The 20,727-nt window shown below is 61.8% G+C and carries 20 protein-coding genes and 2 tRNA genes; 12 read left to right on the forward strand and 10 right to left on the reverse strand.

Annotation, left to right across the window (positions count from 1 at the left end; all coding sequences use genetic code 11):
- Position 1 precedes the first annotated feature (1 nt).
- The 3 genes from clpS to VR863_RS01240 form a co-directional block, all read right to left on the reverse strand.
- Positions 2 to 364 carry an ATP-dependent Clp protease adapter ClpS gene (gene clpS, locus VR863_RS01230; protein WP_324826618.1) on the reverse strand — a complete coding sequence of 121 codons (363 nt, stop codon included), beginning with the start codon at positions 362 to 364 and terminating at the stop codon, positions 2 to 4.
- 211 nt (positions 365 to 575) lie between these two features.
- Positions 576 to 1,394, reverse strand: coding sequence for a phasin family protein (locus tag VR863_RS01235; RefSeq protein WP_324826619.1), 819 nt, complete (start codon positions 1,392 to 1,394; stop codon positions 576 to 578).
- Positions 1,395 to 1,501: 107 nt separating this feature from the next.
- Positions 1,502 to 3,373 carry a PHA/PHB synthase family protein gene (locus VR863_RS01240; RefSeq protein WP_324826620.1) on the reverse strand — a complete coding sequence of 624 codons (1,872 nt, stop codon included), beginning with the start codon at positions 3,371 to 3,373 and terminating at the stop codon, positions 1,502 to 1,504.
- Between the two features lie 134 nt (positions 3,374 to 3,507).
- Between VR863_RS01240 and VR863_RS01245 the strand changes: the two genes are divergently transcribed.
- From VR863_RS01245 to VR863_RS01255, 3 genes are all read left to right on the forward strand, one after another.
- Positions 3,508 to 4,695: an LL-diaminopimelate aminotransferase gene (locus tag VR863_RS01245; protein WP_324826621.1), complete on the forward strand. Its 1,188-nt coding sequence runs from the start codon at positions 3,508 to 3,510 to the stop codon at positions 4,693 to 4,695.
- Positions 4,696 to 4,797: 102 nt separating this feature from the next.
- The gene (locus tag VR863_RS01250) at positions 4,798 to 5,568 is read left to right on the forward strand and encodes a winged helix-turn-helix domain-containing protein (protein WP_324826622.1); all 771 of its coding nucleotides are present in this window, start codon (positions 4,798 to 4,800) and stop codon (positions 5,566 to 5,568) included.
- Positions 5,540 to 6,340 (forward strand): crotonase/enoyl-CoA hydratase family protein, encoded by an 801-nt coding sequence (locus tag VR863_RS01255; RefSeq protein WP_324826623.1) that lies wholly within the window; start codon positions 5,540 to 5,542, stop codon positions 6,338 to 6,340. The genes VR863_RS01250 and VR863_RS01255 overlap by 29 nt, the downstream gene beginning before the upstream one ends.
- 3 nt (positions 6,341 to 6,343) lie before the next feature.
- Here the strand turns inward: VR863_RS01255 and VR863_RS01260 are convergent, their stop codons facing one another.
- Positions 6,344 to 7,123 carry an acyl-CoA thioesterase gene (locus VR863_RS01260; protein ID WP_324826624.1) on the reverse strand — a complete coding sequence of 260 codons (780 nt, stop codon included), beginning with the start codon at positions 7,121 to 7,123 and terminating at the stop codon, positions 6,344 to 6,346.
- Positions 7,124 to 7,248: 125 nt separating this feature from the next.
- Between VR863_RS01260 and VR863_RS01265 the strand changes: the two genes are divergently transcribed.
- Together VR863_RS01265 and VR863_RS01270 are read left to right on the forward strand one after the other, a co-directional pair.
- Positions 7,249 to 7,322: transfer RNA gene (locus VR863_RS01265), tRNA-Cys, on the forward strand.
- Between the two features lie 47 nt (positions 7,323 to 7,369).
- Positions 7,370 to 7,445, forward strand: a tRNA-Thr gene (locus VR863_RS01270).
- Between the two features lie 190 nt (positions 7,446 to 7,635).
- Here VR863_RS01270 and VR863_RS01275 read toward each other — a convergent pair.
- Complete coding sequence (locus VR863_RS01275) at positions 7,636 to 8,067, reverse strand: hypothetical protein (RefSeq protein WP_324826625.1); 432 nt, start codon at positions 8,065 to 8,067, stop codon at positions 7,636 to 7,638.
- 188 nt (positions 8,068 to 8,255) lie between these two features.
- On the opposite strand from VR863_RS01275, the gene VR863_RS01280 reads away from it, so the two are divergent.
- The 5 genes from VR863_RS01280 (at position 8,256) to VR863_RS01300 (ending at position 13,336) form a co-directional block, all read left to right on the forward strand.
- Positions 8,256 to 9,713 (forward strand): hypothetical protein, encoded by a 1,458-nt coding sequence (locus VR863_RS01280; RefSeq protein ID WP_324826626.1) that lies wholly within the window; start codon positions 8,256 to 8,258, stop codon positions 9,711 to 9,713.
- A 53-nt stretch (positions 9,714 to 9,766) separates the two neighbouring features.
- Positions 9,767 to 10,153, forward strand: a complete 387-nt coding sequence (locus VR863_RS01285) for a hypothetical protein (protein WP_324826627.1) — start codon at positions 9,767 to 9,769, stop codon at positions 10,151 to 10,153.
- Positions 10,153 to 10,578, forward strand: coding sequence for a hypothetical protein (locus tag VR863_RS01290; protein ID WP_324826628.1), 426 nt, complete (start codon positions 10,153 to 10,155; stop codon positions 10,576 to 10,578). The genes VR863_RS01285 and VR863_RS01290 overlap by 1 nt, the downstream gene beginning before the upstream one ends.
- A 25-nt stretch (positions 10,579 to 10,603) precedes the next feature.
- Positions 10,604 to 11,944 carry a serine hydrolase domain-containing protein gene (locus VR863_RS01295; RefSeq protein ID WP_324826629.1) on the forward strand — a complete coding sequence of 447 codons (1,341 nt, stop codon included), beginning with the start codon at positions 10,604 to 10,606 and terminating at the stop codon, positions 11,942 to 11,944.
- Positions 11,945 to 12,193: 249 nt separating this feature from the next.
- Positions 12,194 to 13,336 (forward strand): mechanosensitive ion channel family protein, encoded by a 1,143-nt coding sequence (locus VR863_RS01300; RefSeq protein ID WP_324826630.1) that lies wholly within the window; start codon positions 12,194 to 12,196, stop codon positions 13,334 to 13,336.
- A gap of 110 nt (positions 13,337 to 13,446) precedes the next feature.
- On the opposite strand, the gene VR863_RS01305 is transcribed toward VR863_RS01300, so the two are convergent.
- Together VR863_RS01305 and VR863_RS01310 are read right to left on the reverse strand one after the other, a co-directional pair.
- Positions 13,447 to 13,824, reverse strand: coding sequence for a glycine zipper 2TM domain-containing protein (locus VR863_RS01305; protein ID WP_324826631.1), 378 nt, complete (start codon positions 13,822 to 13,824; stop codon positions 13,447 to 13,449).
- 79 nt (positions 13,825 to 13,903) lie between these two features.
- Complete coding sequence (locus VR863_RS01310) at positions 13,904 to 14,542, reverse strand: EF-hand domain-containing protein (protein ID WP_324826632.1); 639 nt, start codon at positions 14,540 to 14,542, stop codon at positions 13,904 to 13,906.
- 505 nt (positions 14,543 to 15,047) lie between these two features.
- Here VR863_RS01310 and VR863_RS01315 point away from each other — a divergent pair.
- Entirely contained in the window at positions 15,048 to 15,437 is a 390-nt protein-coding gene (locus VR863_RS01315) for a DUF302 domain-containing protein (RefSeq protein WP_324826633.1), read from the forward strand.
- 35 nt (positions 15,438 to 15,472) lie between these two features.
- On the opposite strand, the gene VR863_RS01320 is transcribed toward VR863_RS01315, so the two are convergent.
- The 3 genes from VR863_RS01320 to VR863_RS01330 form a co-directional block, all read right to left on the reverse strand.
- Positions 15,473 to 18,022 carry an outer membrane beta-barrel protein gene (locus tag VR863_RS01320; protein WP_324826634.1) on the reverse strand — a complete coding sequence of 850 codons (2,550 nt, stop codon included), beginning with the start codon at positions 18,020 to 18,022 and terminating at the stop codon, positions 15,473 to 15,475.
- A gap of 28 nt (positions 18,023 to 18,050) precedes the next feature.
- Positions 18,051 to 18,638, reverse strand: a complete 588-nt coding sequence (locus VR863_RS01325; RefSeq protein ID WP_324826635.1) for a CC0125/CC1285 family lipoprotein — start codon at positions 18,636 to 18,638, stop codon at positions 18,051 to 18,053.
- Positions 18,639 to 18,709: 71 nt separating this feature from the next.
- A complete protein-coding gene (locus VR863_RS01330; protein WP_324826636.1) occupies positions 18,710 to 19,912 on the reverse strand; it encodes a hypothetical protein in 1,203 nt (400 codons plus the stop codon).
- Between the two features lie 370 nt (positions 19,913 to 20,282).
- Here VR863_RS01330 and VR863_RS01335 point away from each other — a divergent pair, with 370 nt between their 5' ends.
- Positions 20,283 to 20,660 (forward strand): hypothetical protein, encoded by a 378-nt coding sequence (locus tag VR863_RS01335; protein ID WP_324826637.1) that lies wholly within the window; start codon positions 20,283 to 20,285, stop codon positions 20,658 to 20,660.
- Positions 20,661 to 20,727: the final 67 nt, after the last annotated feature.

Here is a 20,727-nt window from a genome sequence, read left to right on the forward strand (position 1 = left end):
GTCAGGCCTTCTCCAGCGTGCACTGCAAGGGGTGCTGGTTCTGGCGGGCGAAATCCATCACCTGGTTCACTTTGGTTTCGGCAACTTCGTATGGGAAGATTCCGCACACCCCCACGCCCTTCTGATGGACGTGCAGCATCACGCGGGTGGCTTCTTCCATGTCCATCCGGAAGAATCGCTTGAGCACGATCACGACGAATTCCATCGGCGTGTAATCATCGTTCAGCAGCAGAACCTTGTACTGGCTCGGCTTCTTGGGTTTCGTGCGGGCCTTGGTGGCAACGCCGACCTGGCCTTCGCCTTCGCGCGAATCGTCATCGCCTTCGGCGGCGCGGATCGGGAAGGGGGTGGGGACGTCGATCATTGCTGGGCTCATTATCGTAACGCGCGGGAAAATCGCAAGGCATGAGCGCGTGCCTAAATCATTCGCGGGTTAACAAACGGCTGAACGATGCGGATCTGCGCGGGAAAAGAAAGCGGGCCGGACGGCTGTAACAGCCATCCGACCCGCAATGTCCAATCGCCGGGCGGGGGAGAGAGGAGAGAGTGCCCGGCCGATTGAAGTTCGGTAACGCTTAAGCGGCCTTCGAGAACTTCTCGGCTGCCAGGCTCATGCGGTTCGAAACCGGTGCGAAAGCTTCGTTGACGAGCTTCAGCATGGCTTCGGTGTTCTTCGAAGCGGTTGCAACGGCGACGTCGAAGTTGCGACGGGCCAGTTCACCCTGGAGCTGGAACAGCTCGGTCGGGGACTTAACGGCGACCAGCTTCTTCACGTCGGTCTGGACGGTTTCGACAGCGCCCTTGGCTTCTTCGACATAGGTGCGGCCCATGTCCTGCATGCCAGCGGCCAGGATCTTGCCCGATTCCACGAGAGCTTCGAGGTTGCCCTTCTGGAATTCGACGACGTCCTTGGTCATTTCGGTGCCCTTGCCGTAAGCAGCCTTGGCGCGGGTCTGCACGTCGGCAGCCACTTCCTTGGCCTTGGCGGTGTAATCGGTGGTCTTTGCGGTCTTGGCAGTAGCCATGATGGTATCCTTCAGCTTGGAAATCGGGGTGGTGTTCGTGGCGGCCGCCTTCTTCGGGGCTGCCTTGATCTTCTTGGCGGCGACCGGCTTCTTCGCCGGTGCAACCTTCTTGGCGAGGGCCTTCTTCGGCGCTGCCTTCTTGGCGACAGCCTTGGCCTTCTTGGGCGCGGCCTTCTTGGCGACGACCGGCTTTGCAGCCGGTGCGGCGACCGCTTCGGCGACCTTCTCGGTCTTCACGGGTGCGGGCTTTTCCGCTTCGACTGCCTTTTCGACAGCCTTGACGTTCACCGTTTCAGCGGTCTTCTTTTCCGCGGCGTCGGCAAAAGCCTTCTCGGCAGCGGCATCGATCTTGCTCTGGCTATCAGCCATGGGAACCTCACGTTTGTTGCACTGCACAAAATAGACATTGCAACTGCGAAGTCAAGCAATTTTTGTGCACTGCACAATAAACGAGATAATAATTTATAAACAGCGCTTTAGCGCGTGGCAACGTACCTTCCGGGCGCGTCTTCGATGACTTTATCGCCCTTGCCGCCGGGCTTGCGCTTGCCCGTCGCGGGCACAGTGGCATCCCCGCGAGCGCGAAGCCATTCGATCCAGTCGGGCCACCAGCTGCCGGGATGTTCCACCGCATCCTTGCGGAATTCGGCGAGGCTGCGCGGACTGCCATCGTTGGTCCAGTATTGGTACTTGCCCGCTTCGGGAGGGTTGACCACCCCGGCGATGTGCCCAGACCCGGCCAGCACGAACTTGATCGGCCCCTTGAAGTGTTCGGTGATGCGCCAGACGCTTTCGGCGGGTGCGATGTGATCTTCCTTGCCCGCCTGCACGTATGTCGGCGTTTCGACGAGGCCGAGGTCGACCGGCGTTCCATCGACACTCAGCGCGTCGGCTTCGACCAGCTTGTTGTCGCGATAGAGGTCGCGAAGATACTGACCGTGCCATTTGCCCGGCAGGTTCGTGACGTCGCCGTTCCAGTGCAGCAGGTCGAAGGCAGGGTAGTCTTCGCCCAGCAGGTAGTTGTTGACCACGTAGTTCCAGATCAGATCGGTACCGCGCAGCATGTTGAAGGTCGCAGCCATGACCCGCCCGTCCAGATACCCGTCGGGAGACATGGCCTGAATGACGCTCATCTGCTTGTCGTCGATGAAATTGAGCAATTCGCCCGCTTTCTCGAAATCGACCTGAGCGGTAAAGAAGGTCGCGCTGTTGACCTTGTCCTGTTCCCCACGCCGATGCAGCAGGGCGAGGGTCGCCGCGAGCGTGGTCCCGGCAACGCAATAGCCGATGGCGTTGACGCTTTCGACGCCGAACCGATCGCGCACATGGTCGATCGCGTCGATCTGGGCGCGCACGTAATCGTCCCACACCACGTCCTTCATGCTGGCATCGGCCGATTTCCAGCTGACCATGAACACGGTCACGCCCTGTTCGACGGCCCAGCGCACGAAGCTTTTCTTGGCGTTGAGGTCGAGGATGTAGAACCGGTTGATCCACGGGGGGAAGATGATCAACGGCGTTTCCAGCACTGTTTCGGTGGTCGGTGAATACTGGATCAGCTGATACATCGGCGTTTCGTGCACCACCTTGCCCGGCGTCACCGCGATGTTCCCGCCAAGCTTGAAGGCGCTGGCGTCGGTATGGCTGAGCTGGCCCCGCCTGAGGTCGGTCAGGAGATGCTCCATCCCTTTCACCAGATTGTCGCCACGGGTTTCCAGCGTGCGTTCCAGGACGACGGGGTTGGTAAGCGCGAAATTGGCCGGGCTGGCGGCTTCGGTGATGGCGCGGGTGGTGAAGCGAAGCTGTTCGCGCTTGTCTTCCGGCATGCCTTCCATGCGGTCGACCATCTCGTTCACCCGCTCAGCCAGAAACAGGTACGTCTGGTGGATCAGGGCAAACGCAGGGTGCGCGCGCCAGCGTGGGTCGGCAAACCGGCGGTCGGAACGCGGCAATTCGGGTTCGCCGTCGCTCGTCGCTTGGGGGCCAAGGCCGTATTGGCCAAGCACCTGCTGCCACAGGACCATGCCTTCGGTGAACAGTTCCTGCTGCTTGGCCGGGTCCGCGATCGGCATCTGGCGGAACCAGTCCTGCGCCATACGGGTCCAGCGCGACGGATCGAGGTAAGGGGCGAGCGCTTGCGGGTTGGACAGCTGTTCGGCCTGGTATTCCAGCCACATTCCCTGAAGCTTGGCGCCGACTTCGGTCCAATGCTGCATGTCTTCGGGCTTTATCGCGCCAGACGGCATCGCAGCGCCCTGGAAACCGGCCATCGGCGCGAACATGGCCTGTGCCAGTTTGGCAGGCGCTTCGAACATGTTGGTGAAGGGGTCTGGGGTGCTATCGTCCATCATCGGTCCTCGTGGGGGCAAGCCCGGGTTTGCGGCTTGGTAGGATATTCCGCAAGGGTGATCGCGCGTGGCGATTGCGCCTGCCGGATGAATAGGTAATCAGTGTTACACAACCAATGCCCAACGGAGCTGGAATGTCCGAGGAATTTTACCGCATCAAGCGCCTGCCACCATACGTCATCGCGGAAGTAAACGCGATGCGGCATGCCGCGCGCCGTGCGGGGCGGGACATTATCGACCTTGGCATGGGCAATCCCGACCATCCTCCGCCCCAGCATGTGATCGACAAATTGTGCGAAGTCGCGCGCAAGCCCGACGCGCACGGATATTCGCAATCGAAAGGCATTCCCGGCCTGCGCCGTGCCCAGGCCAATTATTACGCCACCCGTTTCGGGGTCGAACTCGATCCCGAAAGCGAAGTCGTGGTCACGATGGGGTCCAAGGAAGGCCTGTCGAGCATGGCCACCGCGATCATCGCGCCGGGCGATGTCGTGCTGGCGCCCAGCCCGTCCTATCCGATCCACACATTCGGATTTATCATCGCCGGTGCGACGATCCGGTCGGTGCCGACCACGCCCGACGAACGCTATTGGAAGGCGCTGGACAACGCGATGGCCTTCACCGCGCCGCGCCCGACGGTTCTGGTGGTAAATTACCCCAGCAATCCGACGGCGGAGACGGTCGATCTCGATTTCTACGAACGGCTTGTCGACTGGGCGCGCGAAAACAAGGTCTGGGTTCTGTCCGATCTCGCCTATTCCGAACTCTATTACGACGGCAAACCGACCCGCTCGATCCTGGAGGTTCCGGGCGCCAAGGACGTGGCGGTCGAATTTACGTCGATGTCCAAGACCTATTCGATGGCCGGCTGGCGCATGGGCTTTGCCGTCGGCAATCCGACGCTGATTTCCGCGCTCACCCGGGTGAAGAGCTATCTCGATTATGGTGCCTTCACCCCGATCCAGGCGGCTGCCTGCGCCGCGCTCAACGGGCCGCAGGATATCGTCGCGGAAAACCGCGAGCGGTATCAGCGGCGCCGCGACGTGATGGTGGAATCGTTCGGGCGCGCCGGTTGGGACATCCCGGTTCCGCCCGCCAGCATGTTTGCCTGGGCTCCGCTCCCGCCCGGTTTCCACAACGTCGGCAGCCTCGAATTTTCCAAGCAATTGCTCGAACACGCCGGTGTGGCCGTCGCCGCAGGCGTCGGTTACGGCGAGGAGGGCGAGGGCTTCGTTCGCATCGCGATGGTCGAAAACGAACAACGCATTCGCCAGGCCGCCCGCAACGTGAAGAAGTTCCTTGCGGAACACGGCAATTCCTGAGGCCGCAGCGGTGATTGATCGCCGTTAAGTAACTGGCCCGATTGGGGGTCCGGGTCCTTCCTGCCTACTTGGCGCATTGAGCCAAGGAGGTAAGGAGGCTCGGTGACGCAGCGAAGATTTTCATGGTTCTCGCAAAAGGCGGAACCGCCGGCACGGTGGGATCTGCGCCATATCGGCTGGGGGCTGGCCTGCGTTGCCGCCTGCCGCAAGGGCATGGCGAAGGTGCCCTGCCTGGTGGACTGGAGGGCGGGGTGCCGCCCCCCCGATGTGGACAGCATCGCGCAGCCGGCAACCACCATGGCGGTGGGTGTGGACGATGGCCGGGCGCGGGCCCGCCTGCTGGCGCGCGGATTCGGGGATGCCGTGGGCACACAGGTTGCGCTGGTCGAACTGGCTGCGCGCCTTATGAAACTGGAAATCCTCGCCGGTGCCCTGCCGCGTCGCCGCGTGGCCGGGCCCGTGACGCTCGACCTGTTTCTTCGGGACGGGCAGGCAGGCGGTGTCTGGCTCGGGCTCCATCCGCGGGAATTCGCGCTGCTCTGGCGGTTGGCGGAAACACCGGATCGACCGGTTTCACGGCGCGAGCTGCTGGCAGATGTCTGGCGGCTCGACCATATTCCCGAAACAAACTCGCTCGAGGTCCATGTATCGCGCCTTCGGGCGGAGCTGGCGATCTCGCGCTGCGCCTGGCTTGTCGAAACCCATCCGCGCGGAGGCTATTGCCTGGGCAAGTCGGAGGAAACTGCGCGCAGCGTCTTTGCGTTCGGCACTTGCGAAGCGCTGGACAGACAGGTTTCGATCGGCAACGGTAATGATCAGGACAACACTTCGAAGGAAACCGAACATGCAGGCGAACGATCGGGTATCGATTGATCTTGGGGCCAATGGCGTTGCGCAGGTGCGCTTCACGCGCGGCGACAAGATGAACGCTCTGGACCCGGCCCAGTTCGAAGCCATCCTCGAGGCGGGCGAAAGCCTGCGCACGATGAAGGGCCTGCGGGCGGTTGTCCTTTCGGGCGAAGGACGCGCGTTTTGCGCGGGTCTCGATCTCTCCAATTTCGGTTCGGCGCCTGCCGGAGAGCCGAGCCCGCTTGCCGATCGCACGCATGGCAACGCCAACCGGGCGCAGGAAGCCGCCATGACCTGGCGCAAATGCCCTGTTCCCGTCATCGCCGCGATCCACGGCGTATGCTTCGGCGGCGGCCTGCAGATCGCCAGCGGTGCGGACATCCGCGTGGTTCACCCCGATACGCGTATGGCGGTGATGGAAATGAAGTGGGGCCTTGTGCCCGACATGGGCGGCTACGCCTTGTGGCGCGGGCTGGTGCGCGACGATGTGCTGCGCGAACTTACCTACACCAACCGCGAATTCACCGGGGCGGAGGCGAAGGAACTGGGCCTTGCCACGATCCTTGAAGATGATCCCCATGCCCGCGCAACCGCGTTGGCTGAAACCATCGCTGCAAAGAACCCCGAGGCAATCCGCGGCGCCAAACGCCTGTTCAAGGTGATGCACGAGGAAGGCGAAGACGCGATCCTGATGGCCGAAAGCGTCGAACAGGACGCAATCATGCGCCAGCCCAACCAGATCGAAGCGGTCATGTCCGAAATGCAGAAACGCGCGCCGAACTTCACCGACGTGTGACGTTCAGCCGAATACGGCCACGCTCTGCATTCCGTCGAGGACCTGCTGGCCATCGGCATTCCATAGCCTGAGCCGTTCCGACGAATAGCCGTCGTCGGCATGCTGGCTGGCATTTTCCGACAACCACCAGCCATCGCGCGTCGTGGGCGCAGTGTCGAGCAGGTTGAACGACCAGTTGATCGAACTGATCGGCCCCTGCCGCTTCATTGCGCGCATGGCACCCGGCGGCAGCACATCGCCGAGCAGGATAAGTTCGCTGATCGCATCCAGCCCGCTGCGATCGGTCAGTCTGGCCCATCGCCTTACGACCGGATCGCCCGGCCCGCGCGCATCCTGCGCGCGCCGGATTTCGAAATTGTTCTGGATGAAGGCGGGGCCCTTGCCGTTCATGGCGTTGTCGGCGTCTTCCGGCGGGCCGGGCCAATCCGCGACTGGGGCCGCCGCATGGAGGGCGTTCGGTTCGCGTCCGGTTCCAAACAACAGGAATGCGGACAGTGTGCAGCTTCCCTCACACCAGATTTCGCTGCGCACCTGCGCCACGTTGCGCCCCTGGCGAATGATTTCGCGGCGCAGTTCGACATCCGGCCCCGTCGGGGCGACAAAGGCGATCTGCGCAGCGCGCAAGGGCGGCAAATCGGGAAAGGCCCGGATCGCGGCGGTGTAGGCGATCAGGGCAGACGCACCGCCATAGAGGGTGCGTCCCTGCAGCCAGTTGTCAAGATTGTCGAAGCGAGCCGAACCACCGCTGGCGGTTATCGGATCGAGAAGGTCGGATAGGCTCATGGGCCTGTCATTGCGGCTGGATCGGCCGACGTCCAGACTGACGTTACGTAAAGTGCCCATCAAGCCGATTGCCAATGCCGCACAGAATCGCTAGTGGGCCGCTTCCCGTCCGGCAGGGCGGGCGAGGCCCGATGGCGGAGTGGTTACGCAGAGGACTGCAAATCCTTGCACGCCGGTTCGATTCCGGCTCGGGCCTCCACTCCAACGCTGACCTTGGCGCAACCGCGCTGACGACGCTGACGAAGTGCCGCTTTAGCTCAGTTGGTAGAGCACATCATTCGTAATGATGGGGTCACAGGTTCGAGTCCTGTAAGCGGCACCACTTCTTCCCGAAAGCATCAGTCTTGCATCCATCGTGAAGACCGCTCCGGCAGGTTTCACGAGCCGGGTCATGTTTGCGAAGCTTGCCGCGTGGGAGGGTGCGAACGGCGCATAGGCCGAACGTCAGTTTCGGCGCTTAGCCTCGGTCTGCGGAGGGGCTTTGGCGCAATTGATATCGGGGGTCGCCTGCCTTACGCAGATCTGATAACTTCAGCGATGCTCGACAGGTATTCGAGCGAGAGATCCGTCATCGGCTGGAGATCGCTCGCACCATTCGGGCCGATTTCCCAGTATCCGTTGTCGCCCCGTTGGACCCACTTCTTGCTTTCCATCGCCAACAGCTTGCGGCGCACACTTTCGCGCGGAATACCTGTAATGTCGGCAATCGAGTTGGTGTTGAGGGGAGACGCGTACCGGTCGCGATCGCTGCCGCCGGTAAACTCCGGGTAGGACAGATCGGGAGGCAGTTTCCCCTGCGGCAATGCCGCCGATCCGATCACCGCCAGAATAAGCACGGAATCAAGATCGCCGCCGAATGCCTGCCGCAAACTTGTGAGAAGGCGGATGATTCCGTCCACGTGACGGGGCCAGATCACGCCGAAATTTTCCGAAGCGAAGTTCATACAGCCTCTCCCTACGCAAGGATTCCATCCTTGGGTAAGCCCGGTGCCCAAAATGGGCAACTAGGCAATTGCAAACGCGGCGGGTTAATGAGAACTCAGGTTGGTAACGTTCTCGGGGTCGCGCCTTGGGAGTGACAATCTTGAAAAAGTCATGCGTTCGACACATTCGTGGCTCTGCCTCGTCAAGCATGCAAACATCCGGCCTGCCCAGGCGCGCTGGTCGACTCGCCTTCACGGCTTTTGCGTTCGGCGTTCTCGCCGGTTCGCCCGCGGTGGCCCAGCAATCCAATCCGCTCGCGATCCATGACGATGGTGACACACGGGTAACAGCTACTCTGGATGGCGGTGTCAACGCCGTGGCGGAGCAGAACCTTTACTGGAACCTTGCCGACAAGTTCGCGCCCAGCGCCAATTTCGATTCTGACGCGGAATGGCTCGAGGCTTACGTCAAACCTGGCATCAACTTCGAACAGGACACGGGAGGCGAAAGCCAGCTCTACGGCCGTGTGTCAGGTGTGGCGTCGACAACGCTGGGCACCGACGCTTTCTCTCAAAGCGATACGGGCAGGGTGACGCTCGAGGAGGCCTACGTCGGCTTCAGGACCGGAACCCGGGAATCGGGGCAATTCGACGTATCGGTGGGCGCGCGGGAATTGAAGCTGGGCACGGGGATGCTGATTTCCAACGGGGCTTCCAACGGCTTCGAACGTGGGGCGGTCAAGCTTGGTCCCCGCAAGGCTTGGGAGCGCTCTGTCATCGCAGCGTATCGCAAGAACGGTTTCGCCCTTACCGGCTTCTATATCGACCCCAATGAGCTGGAATCGAACAACACCGGCACGCGCATAGCGGGTGCCGATGCCCGTATCGATCGCCAAGGGGGCGATTATGCGGGGCTGAGTTACATCAACGTCTTGAGGTCAGGCGCCCCATACCCCCAGGCGGCACCGGGCGGCCTGGGCCCTCCCGCCTTCCTCGATGGCGGAAGGGACGGTCTGAACGCCATTACTCTCTATACGAAGTTCCATCCCCTGCAGAGCAGTGTGAAGGGTCTCTACGTGGCGCTGGATGGCGCTTACGAATGGAACGATCGTATTCGACTGCGCGCATGGGGCGGCAGGTTCCAGCTTGGCCATCTCTGGGCCCAGTCCAAGTGGCGACCCGAGCTGTTCTATACGTACCAGCGTTTTTCGGGCGACGATCCCGATACCGCCACGCTGGAGCGGTTCGACCCGCTTAATTACGAAGGCTCTCCGGCCAGCTGGGCGACAGGGTCCAAGTCCGCGCTCGTCTTTATCAATTCCAACGTTCAGTCGCATCAACTGACGTTGAAGCTGATGCCCAGTCCGAAGGACTTCCTGACCTTCCGGACTGCGCACATCCGGGTCGATGAATTGCGCAGCCCGATCCAGTTCGGCCAGGCGACGCGCCTGGAAATCGCGGACGGATTGGGCAGCGTCATCTCCGGCGTGACGAACGGCCATCTCGCCGACGATTTCTTCGTCGAGTACACCCACCTGCTTAACCAGAACATCTTCGTCACCGCAGGGGCGAGCGTGTCCACGCCGGGTAAGGGTATCAAGGTCGCATCGGGCGGGGATGCCCCGTCCTGGACGGGCGGGTTCGTGAATCTCGTCGTCAAGTACTGACGAGTAAATGGTTCCGGAAAGGAACCTCGCGAAAACGGGAAAGGAATATTGAGATGGCAAAATTCGTGCGACAGAAATTGTTGATCGCGGGTCTCGCGGCTGGATTGCTGGCCGGCTCGCCCGCATTGGCCCAGGACCCACAGGAACCGGCGGAAGAACAGACCGAGGAAGCCTTCGACGAGGCCCTCAACCAGTTCGGCTATGCGGCCGGCGTTACCCACCAGTGCAGCGAAGCCGACGCAAAGGCCCAGACCCTCTACCGGGTGCAGCAGGTCTTTAACCGCCTCTCGCAGCTGTTCGGCACCGATCGGGCCTTCTACTTTTCGGCCGCCTTCGGAGCGGGAAGCGTGGACACCATCGAGGAAGGCGGCTGCGATTCCTACAAACGCGCGTTCTGGGATGCGCTGAAGGCCCGGAACCTCACCGATGGAGGACGCTGATGGACAGGTTGCGAAAAGCAGCGTCGGCTGCCGTAGCAGCCGCCTTGCTCGCCGGTTCGTTTCAACCCGCACAGGCTGCTTCTCCGCGAAAGGAATATTGGGAAGGCCAGCGTGAAATCGCCCGTGAACGGGCAGAATTGCGGCGCGACATCCTGAAATCCGAGTCCAAGGAAGAAGCGCGCCAGGCCTACAAGGAAGGGATGCGCGAAATTCGTCGCGAGCAGCGCGAGATGCGTCGGGAAATCCGCCAGGCGGTACACCAGCGCTACATCGGACGCCTGATCGCCGGTGTGATCCTTGGTGAAATCGTCGGTGTGCCGGTGATGGGTCGACCGCCGGTTCGTCCCCCGCGGCCCGACCTGTGCTGGTTCTGGTCCAATACCCGCCGTGACAGTGGGTACTGGTATTACTGTACTGGGTACTGATTTTCTTTATCTTCCGGAGGCGAACATGCGTTCTTTGAAATCCACTCTTGCCCTTGGGCTTGCCTGTTCGGGCCTTGCCCTGTTCGCGCCGCAGGCCGCCAGTGCCCAGCAGGCTCCGCTGTCTGCGCAGGATTCCGATCCCCGGGTGCTTGGCTGGATGCAGGGTTTTCCGTCTCCGGAAGACAAGATCATTACCCAACCCGATTCTGTCTATTTCAGCTTCCCGCGGTTGCGCTGGAGTGTCTGTCACCTGCGGGAGTTCCTGCCGACTGAAGAAATCAGCAAGGGGCTGGGTGCCCCTGTCCCGCTGCCATACTTCACGCCGGACGAACTTGGCCAATATGCCAAGGAAATCGACGCACTCACCTTCATGCCCATGGATGGCAAGGAGCCGATGACCTGGGCCCAATCGCTCGATGCCAATTACACGGACGGCTTGCTGATCATCCACAAGGGCAAGGTGGTTTACGAAAAATATTCGGGTTGCCTTGCCGAGGATGGCAAGCATGCCGCCATGTCCATGACGAAGTCGGTCACGGGCTTGCTTGCCCAGATCCTCGTCGCCGAAGGCAAGCTCGATGAAACCAGCCTGGTGCGCGACATCATTCCTGAAATCGGATCGAGCGCCTTTGCGACCGCAACCGTGCGCCAGGTCATGGATATGACTACCGGCGTCAAATATTCCGAGAATTACGCCGATCCGAAGGCCGACATCTGGGTATACTCGGCCGCTGCAAGCCCGCTGCCCAAGGCCAAGGACTACAAGGGCCCCAACGGTTATTGGGAATATCTTCAGCAGGTGCCAGCCGACGGCAAGCACGGCGAAACCTTCCATTACAAGACAATCAACTCCGACATGCTCGGCTGGATCATCTCGCGTGTCTCCGGGAAGTCGGTGACCGAACTGGCTTCGGAACGCATCTGGCGCAGGATGGGCGCGGAGCAGGATGCCTACCAGACCGTCGACGGCAAGGGCGTACCTTTTGCCGGCGGGGGTATCACCGCGGGCCTCCGTGATCTTGGCCGCCTGGGGCTTCTGATGCTCAACGAAGGCGTCATCAACGGTAAGCGGCTGTTCCCGGCCGAAGTCGCGCAACGTATCCGTGCAGGCGGCGACCCGTCGAAATTCGCCGGTTTCCCGACGATCCCGAACGGCAGCTACACCAGCCAGTGGTGGGTGTTCCACAATCAACACGGCGCGTATGCCGCGCGCGGGGTTCATGGCCAGACCGTCTATGTCGATCCGACTGCGGAAATGGTTCTGGTGCGGTTCGCATCGTTCCCCTCGGCGGCGAACGGCAGGATCGATCCCACCTCGCTGCCTGCCTATCAGGCCGTAGCCGAGTACCTGATGGCCAAGGAATAACGCCTCGTGGGACCGGTGCCTTTCGGATACATCAAAGCGCCAGGGAAGTGGGCGGGATTTCTTGTCGCCTGCCTGACAATTTTCCTGGCCTCGCCGGTCCTATCCCAGGTCTCGGAACCTGTTGCACCTTCCGAGGAAATTTCCTCTGCGACGGACCAGCCGGGTGCCGTGCCTGCCGAAATTCCGGGCACTGATCGAGCGATCGATCCGGCGGTTTCCACCCCGGAACTCACCTTCCTCCTTATTCCGATGACGAAGGCGGAACTCGAGGGCACCGCCCGGCAATGGCAGGAGATCGTGCGGGCAAAGACGCAGGAAATATCCCATCTCCAGGTCGCCCGGGCGCGCGCAGACAGCACGGCCAGCGGTGAACAATTGGCCGCAATCGTGGCTCTGGTCGAGGAGCGCGCCCGCTTGCTCGAGCGCTTCGCGCTGGTCATCGACTCGCTCGAAAGGAAGGGCGGGGATCCGGATCTCGTCGCGGAACTGCGGGCTTATCGAAAGGCGATCCTTTTCGAAGAAACATCCCAGGCCAGCTTCAAGGCATTGGCCGGCTCATTCCTCGAATGGCTGGGCCGTGCGGATGGAGGGATTGCCCTTCTCATCCGGATAGCCATCGCCGGCCTCGCGCTCCTGGCGATCATATTCGTCGCCCGCCTGCTGCGCTCCGTTGCCAGGCTGTGGATCGGTCATGCGACGCAGCTGTCCAAACTGCTCCAGGGCTTCATCGTCGCAGTGCTTTACTGGGTGTTCATCATCATCGGTCTGGCAATCGTCCTTTCGTCGGTCGACGTGGATATCACGCCAATGTTCGCTGTGATCGGCGGTGCATCGTTCATCCTCGCGTTTGCGTTTCAGGACACGCTGGGTAACCTTGCGAGCGGGTTGATGATCATGATCAACCAGCCCTTCGACGAGGGGGATTTCATCGAGGTTGGCGGGGTGGGCGGCACCGTCAGAAAGGTCACCATGGTCGGGACGACCGTGGCCACACCGGACAATCGCATTGTGGTGGTTCCGAACAAGAATGTCTGGGGGAACGTGATCGTCAACGCATCGGCGAGCGACACGAGGCGGGTCGATCTGGTTTTTTCTGCCTCCTACGACGACCCCATCCAGACGGTACTCAAGGTCATTTCGGAGCAGGTTATTGCGCATCCCAAAGTGCTGTCCAATCCTCCGCCGGAGATCCGACCGAGCGAACTTGGGACAAGTGCCGTTCAGTTCGTATGCCGCCCATGGGTTCAGGCCGCGGACTACTGGGACGTACACTGCGACCTCACCCAGACCGTCAAGGAAGCGTTTGACGATAATGGCCTGTCGATGCCGTACCCCCAGCAAGACGTGCACGTGAAGTCGATGAGCAGCGCGGGAAGTGCCACGCCACTCTAGGGGCGGGGACATTGCGGGTCCTTCGCCGTGGTCTGCTGAGAGGTCAGGTGCCAGCTTGGAGAGTGCTCAGGGATAGGCGTGGCCAGATCCTTGCGCCCCCACCATCGGCGTCAGGTGCAGTACAGGGTGCCGCGGTCGATTTCCCGGCCCAGCAATGCGCCGGCTGTTGCGCCTATCAGTGTGCCGACGATGCGGGATTCGCCGTAATCGAGCTCTCTTCCGATCAAGGCCCCCAGCGCCCCGCCGACGATCAGTCCCGTCGTTCCGTCCGATCGCCGGCAGTAATAGCGACCGTCTCTGCCGCGGTGGATCCAGTCACGCCGCGTCAGCTTGCGATCGCGATAGTGTCGGCCATCGCGGTAATGATCGTCCGCGTAATAGCCATAGGGGCTGTCCCGGTACCCATGGGCAGGTGCCCACATCGGCGGTCCGGCGCACGCGGTTGTCGTGAGGCAGGCGGCCATGGCCAGCGCTATTGAGTGTCGCATCTCGCGTCCTTTCCCAATGTGTCGCGATCGATGATCGGGGTGAGCCGCGCGCGCGGGGGGCACGCGCGCGGCCCATCGGCTACATTCCGCGATTGAACCGGTTCAGCTCCCTGAAGCTCAGCCGTCCGTCGTCATCGGCGTCCGCATCGAGGAAATGCATCGCCCCGAAATTCATGAACTCGTTGCGGGTAACGAGGCCATCGCCATTGCCGTCCATGAGCCTGAACCGTTCTGTCTTCCGCACCCGGGACCGCTCTTCGCGTTGCGCCAGATTGCGCGTCCCGCCCTGGGCGCCGGGACCTGCGCCAAGGCGCAGCGCCTGGAACTCACTCAGTGACATCGCGCCATTGTTATCGGCGTCGAAGGCCGCGAAGCTCTGCATATGCCACGCGTCGAGTTCGGCACGGTCGATGGTGCCATCGCGATCCCTGTCGTGCAGCTGGATGCGATCCTTCGTGCCGAGGTAGAGGTGATCCCGGTCGCGGTCTCGATCCCGGTCATGATCGGGCGTCTGGAGCCGGTCGCGGTCCCGGTCGCGCAGCTGGTCGGGCTCGTCGACCCGGTCCCTGTCGCGGGTGCGATCCTGAATGACATCGCCTGAAGCGGGTGAAGTGGTCCGCTTCGGAGGGGGAGCCGAACGGCCACCGCTTTGCGCCATCGCCGCCGACGTCATGGCGAGCCCGACCACAACGGCCAGGCATGTACTTCCAAATCTCATGCGTTTCTTCGGCATGGTGATCTCCGGTTCCGAAATCCTGTTTGCCTGACATGGTCGGCCCCGCGCTCTGGCGAAGCCGGTTCTTCATCAGGCGTTCGATGCCCCGCCGGAGAATGGCTCTGTGGGATCGGGAGGGGGGTGAGCCGACTCCAACGAGGCATCCCAAGGCTGCGCAATCGGGCAGTCGCCACAAATGCGTAGTGATACGGAGCGGGATATTGCCGAGGAGAATTCTCGATTGTTTGTGCGCGTATGGCGCGTCGCGGCCCGGCTTTCTGGAGGCGGCGTGATTGCTGCCAATGGTGGTCCGAAGTCCGCTCCATCACCGGTTGATCGGCGGTCCCGGAAACCCCGATGGCCGCACCGCGTTGAACGCGCATCGGGGCAAAATAGGCAGGCAAGATGCGCGGCACGCGTAGAAACACGTATCCAGATTGTTTCTGGCAGCCCTAATTTGACGGCAACACCCATCACGGTTTCAAGCACGTAAGGAAACGGATTTCCCATGAGTTATTATCTGGCCGCAACAGTCGACGCACCGTTCGATGAGACAATCGAGCGGGTCGAAACGGCGCTCAAGACCGAAGGGTTCGGCGTGCTGACGCGTATCGACATTCAGGCCACCTTGAAGGCCAAGATCAACGCGGATTTCCGGCCCTATACGATCCTGGGGGCGTGCAACCCCGCCCTGGCGCACGAAGCCTTGTTGCTGGAAGACAAGGTCGGGACCATGCTGCCCTGCAATGTGGTGGTCCAGCAAAAGTCCGACGGAACGGTCGAAGTGGCGGCGGTCGATCCGGTGGCGTCCATGCAATCGATCGACAATCCCGACCTCAAGAAGGCGGCGTCCGCCGTTCGCGAGAAACTGGCCCGTGTGATCGCATCGCTGGGCTGAGGTCCGGGGCGCTTTTGGGCCCGGCGGGTCACGGTTCACAATTTCCAGGAAAGTCCGACGCGGAACAGGTTTTCCCCATGATCGAAACCGTCGACTGACGAGCCTACTTCCACATCGTATCTGCGATAGTCGGTCAGGCTGTAATCCACCCGCATCCGGGCCCGCGTGCCAAGACCGATTTCCATGCCCACACCGTACCGCAGGCCCGTTTGCGTCTTTTCCGATCGAACGGATGTGTTGGTGGTGCTGTACGGGATGGCGAAGCGCGTGCGCACCACGCCGGCATGGCCGTAAATCATGGCTGCCTTGCCGATCTGGTATCCGGCCCTGGCGCGCGTTGCGAAGGAATAATCGTGCCGGGCCGAATAGACCCGGCCAGTAGGATCGCGTTCGATATTCCAGCTGGTGTTCGTGACATCGGCATCGATTTCGGCACCCAGGTAGAAGCCCGAAAGCACCGCGCCTGCGCCAGCGTAAACGCCGACCATCGGGCCCTGGCTTGCGCGCTGGATATCAATCGCGGTGTCGCCGCTTCGCGTGCCGACATTATCGCTGGCCAGTGCGGTGTGACCAAACTGGGCGCCGATGTAAAAGCCGGAAAAATCCGTTCGCGCTGGCTCGTCTTCCTGGTTTGCCGGAGAGCCGAACCGAACGCCGCCGCCCAGCAGGAACTGGCTGCGCGAGGATGAGAAATTGTCGAAATTGCCCTCTCCGGTCGGCACGTCGACATCGCCGTACGAGGACAGCGCGTATTCCATGCGGACGAAGCCGCGCTTCCCGGCGGCGGCATCGATACCGACACCGAATTCCGGACCGGTCAAGCGGTCGCTGCTGACAAAGTCGGTATCGGAATGAAGGTAGGTGGTGCGCAGCCTGGTGCTGGCCACACCGGCGCGCGCGTAGGCGATATTTCCGGCTGGACCCGCGTATCCGATCCGCCCCGACACACCGAAACTGTCTTTCTGCTCGAGCGAAAAGACACGGCCTGCGGTGTGCAGCCAATCCGGTCCGTCCCTTTGCCCCTGCGCCTCTATGCCCAGATAGAGTCTGCCCGCCAGAACCCCGTAGCCCAGCGCCCCGCCGTAACTCGCCCCCGCATCGCCAAAATCGGCCGTGTTGGTGCCGGGGCCGCGCGGTCCATCCAGGCCGGTGATCAGCGCGCCATGCCCCAATGTCACCGCAACATAGGGGCCGCCGGGCAGGGCGCTGCCTATCGCGATTGGGTTCGTTCCGTTTTCGTAGGCTGGCCACGACTGTGCGCCGATGCGCAGCATGACGCGGTTCTGGTCATAATCGAAGCCTGCCGCATTCGAGCTGCGTTCCGCCAGCGTGTAATCGGTGCCGATGAACAGGTATCGGTTGAGGTAGTAGCGGGCCCACAGGTTTGCGCTGATGACCGATTCCGAACGGTCGACCCCGCGATAATCGTAGTGCGAACCGCGCAAACCTAGACCTGCGGACAACCGCGGGTGCGGATCGGCCCTGACCGACAGGCTGCCGGATGTCAGCAGGTAGGACGCGGCCCCCGGAAGCGTCGTTTCTTCCACGCTGCGATCCAGCTGAAACGATGCCGATAAACCCGCTGGCCCCTGCCAGTCGAGGGCCGCACCCAAATCGATCGTTGCGATATCCTCGTATCGCGGGTCCCGGTAATTTTGCTGAAGGTATCCGGCGAACACCTCGCCCGATAACCGGTTGGCGAGGGCGCGGCGAAGCCCCGCTGCCAGCGCAAATCCATCGGAATTGCGATCGAAGCCGAAGTCGTCTCTGGCCTGATCGTAGGTGCGCTTGTCGTAACCACCCTGGATGAAGATTTCCGAACCCGTTCCGATGGCGTACCCAACCCTTGTTCCGATCTCGAATTGGGTCCGGTCGCGGTCGTCGTTGTTGATCGTTCCATCGGGTGTTTCCACATCGCCGTAATCGAGACGGTTCACGGTGCCGACAAGGCGGACCGACGCCGGCTGCGCCTTGATCAGGACGCCCCCGAAACCATAGGCCCGCTGAAACGTCGTGGGGCGGGCCCCGCTGACCGCTTCGGGCGATGCGCGGCTTTCATGGTTCCAGCGATAGTCGCCGCCGCCGACCAGCGTCACATTTTGCGAAACGCGCGACCGGCCATCGAATCCGATTTGCCAATCGTCGAAGTCTTCGCTTTGCTGGTCGAGATAGCGGCCAATTTCCCCCGATCCCGAAAAAGTTAGGCGGCTCTTCCGGTCTGCGATTGTAAATTCGGCGCTGGGACTGAGGGAAAACACGACATCGTCGACCTCGCCGTTGCGGGTCGCGAAAATGTTGTCGTTATACTCTGCGCCGGTTTCGAAGGAGATTTTCAGGCGCTGGCTGGTGGCTGGCGCGGATCCGGCGTCCGGTTCGTCTGCCGATGCCACGGCTTGGCTCGATGCGGCCGGGGGAACGGGTTCGTCCGTACCCGCCTGAGGCCTTACCGCGGTTTCCTGGGCGATTGCGGCGCCGGGAAACGCCGCGGCGGCCATCAGGCCAACTCTGAAATTACGGAAGCGGCGGCGCGCAGGGACAAGCGATCTGCAGGCCCGATCGGTTGCCGGATCAACTGCATTTTTCAATCGGATACGCCCCCTGTTGTCTTATGGTTCATTCGGGTCGTTGAATTGTCGGCTCCAGATCCGCGATCACGGCGCTTGCGACGAAGGCCCGGTCCTGGCCGGGTGACGGTGAACCGCGGTGCATGACAATTTCGGCATGGGCTTCGAACCGTTCTACCGTGCGGACATTGGTCCGTTCGGCCCAGAACGGCGTGCCCCATTCGGGGTGCCATACAGTCCATCCGATGCCCGGTTCGTAATACCGCCAATGGGGGCGCCAATAGGCGTAGGCCGTCCCGTAATACGGGCGATAGAACCGGTCCGGTTCGACGTAAGTGCGAACGTCGCGTTCGGTGAGCCGATCGACGATCACGAAATAATCGAACCCGCTCTGAAGCGTCAGCTCCGCGGCCCGGTAGAGCAGATAACCTTCGACCCTGTCCCGCGACGTCAGGCTGTTGCCGGCAAAATTGACCCTGAAGCTGTTCGCGCTCAGCCGCTGCTCCGAATAGCCGCCCGATACCGCCTGGCCGCGTATTTCGGGCTGGTATGGGGTCGCCGTCATGCAGCCGATCAGCAGGGTGGCCGATGCGGCGGCCACCAGCATCCTTCCAAGTAATCCGACCTTCGTCGTCATTGTCCGACTTCCTTCGTGATGGCGAAATTGATGTGCGTGGCGGACACGGCCGCCAGCGCAGCCTTCGTGTGTCACGGAACTACCGGGACGGCGTATTCATGGATGTATTCGATCACCGCGCGGGCATCTTCGGCTGCCTGTGCGAACGCGGTCAGCGATCCCGACCCGCTGAAGTCCACATCGGCGAAGACGGCTTCGTAGATGTCGACTTGCGTCGGAACCCAGGAGCCATCGGGCTGCTGGATCAGGACCGTGATCATGGTGCCTTCGTAGATGTCGGACCGATCGTAGGTGAAGCCGCTGTAATCGATGTCCGAATAGGTGACATCGCCCTGGCTGGTCGTGTTGATGTCCAGGAAGGCGTTGATGTACGCCACCTCATCGGCTGTCAGCTCGCCTGCCTTGTCGCTCGCCGCGGCGAGGAAGGCGGTTGCCGACTGGAGATCGGCGGTGGTCAGGACGCCGTCGACCAGATGGTCGAATTCGGTGCCGGGAAGATCGGTCACTCCGGGGATCGTCCCCGTGGTCATCAGCGCGACGTAGATCGCGAGATTTTCCAGCGGGGAATCGATGGTGTTGGCGACCCCGTCGACCGTGACCACCAGACGTCCGGCAGCGTCGAGCGAGAGGTCGGTCGCGTCGTTGAGAAGATTGACGACTTCCTGTGCGCGGCGATCGAGAACGGAGTTCGGCGAACGGCCGACGTTCAAGCGGCCAAGTTCGACCTCTATCGCCAGCGTTGGATCGATCGGGGCACCTTCGGCATCGAGCGGTATCGGATTGCCATCGAGGTCGAGCGGCTGGACATACCCTTCCGGGGTGAGGATCGGAATGCCGTTGGCGTCGCGCAGGATGACGTACATGTCGCCAAACAGGTCGCCTCTCTTGTCGCCGGCGGAACCAGGCTTGCCGCCACGTTCGTTCTTGCCGCCCTTTTCGCCGGCCCAGTCGGGGCGATCGGAATCGTCGCCCTCGTCTTCGCCCGATATGGCCCGGAAGATATCCTCCATGCTGCCCTTTCCTTCGCCCCTTCCGGATGTCGTTCCGGGTTCGCGCCCTTTCCCCTTTTGTCCCTTCGCTCCGCTGTCCTGATGGTCGGAACCGGAATCATGGGCATCGCTTTCGTGGCCGCTGCCGCCCGAATGCTGCGCCATCGCCGAGTTGTCTGCTATGTCCCGTGCAAAGGCCGGCGCGCTGGCGCCGCAAATGACCAAGGCTATTGCAGTGGCGGTGGATTGCAGGATTGCCTTGCTCGAAATGGTCGTGATCGTCACTGGGAAGTCCCCTACTTACGGTGATGGACAGGACCCGATCCGTGCGAACCGGTCCGTGTCCCGCTATGTTGAGCAGGCTTACATCAGTGTAAGTAAGGGAATGTTCGATACGGGATTTTGCGGATATCCGGGAAACAGCGACGGGCCAAGACTGGTGATTTCGTGCGGGTTCTCAAAACGCTTTCCAAGCCAGCACCCGGGTGCGCCGGAAACGCGGAGATTGGCTTTGCGGTGCCACTCTGCCGCATCCACATCGTCGCATTCGGTGGATCGAAGTGTGTGCGTTGCACAATTTCCGGCCGGACTGTATGATGGTATCGATATTTTGGTTTCGGGATGATTTGGTGTGCGCAAGGCATCGCTACTTACAGTGACGGTCATCGCGGCGATGATCGCCGGATCGGGTGCCGCGCAGGACACCGTGATCGCGTCGGACACGCCCGGCGCGCTTGACGTCCCCGAACGGTGGGATTGCAACCGCATCCGCCCCGATTATTCGGCCTGGCTGGACAAGGGCAATCCCGCGGCAAACTGGAAATATGTCGGCAAGACGTACCGTGACACCCAAACGGGTGAAACGTACAATTGGCAGAACTGGCTCGATTGGGCCGAAGAGGCGCGCTGCGCCGCTGTCCCTCCGGAAACCGCCAATCCCAACACGAACTTGCTGATCGGTGGTGCGATCACGGTCTTCGGCGCGGGCCTGATTGCCATCCACGCCGGATCGGGACCCAAAAGCCCGGGCTGAGCCGGCAATCGCCAGAAGCGTTGCGTTAGACCGAGGACGTGAAAAAAGGGGCGGCCCGAAACCGCCC

It is taken from the genome of Qipengyuania zhejiangensis, assembly GCF_035607565.1.
In the GTDB taxonomy this organism is placed as follows: Bacteria; Pseudomonadota; Alphaproteobacteria; order Sphingomonadales; family Sphingomonadaceae; genus Qipengyuania; species Qipengyuania zhejiangensis.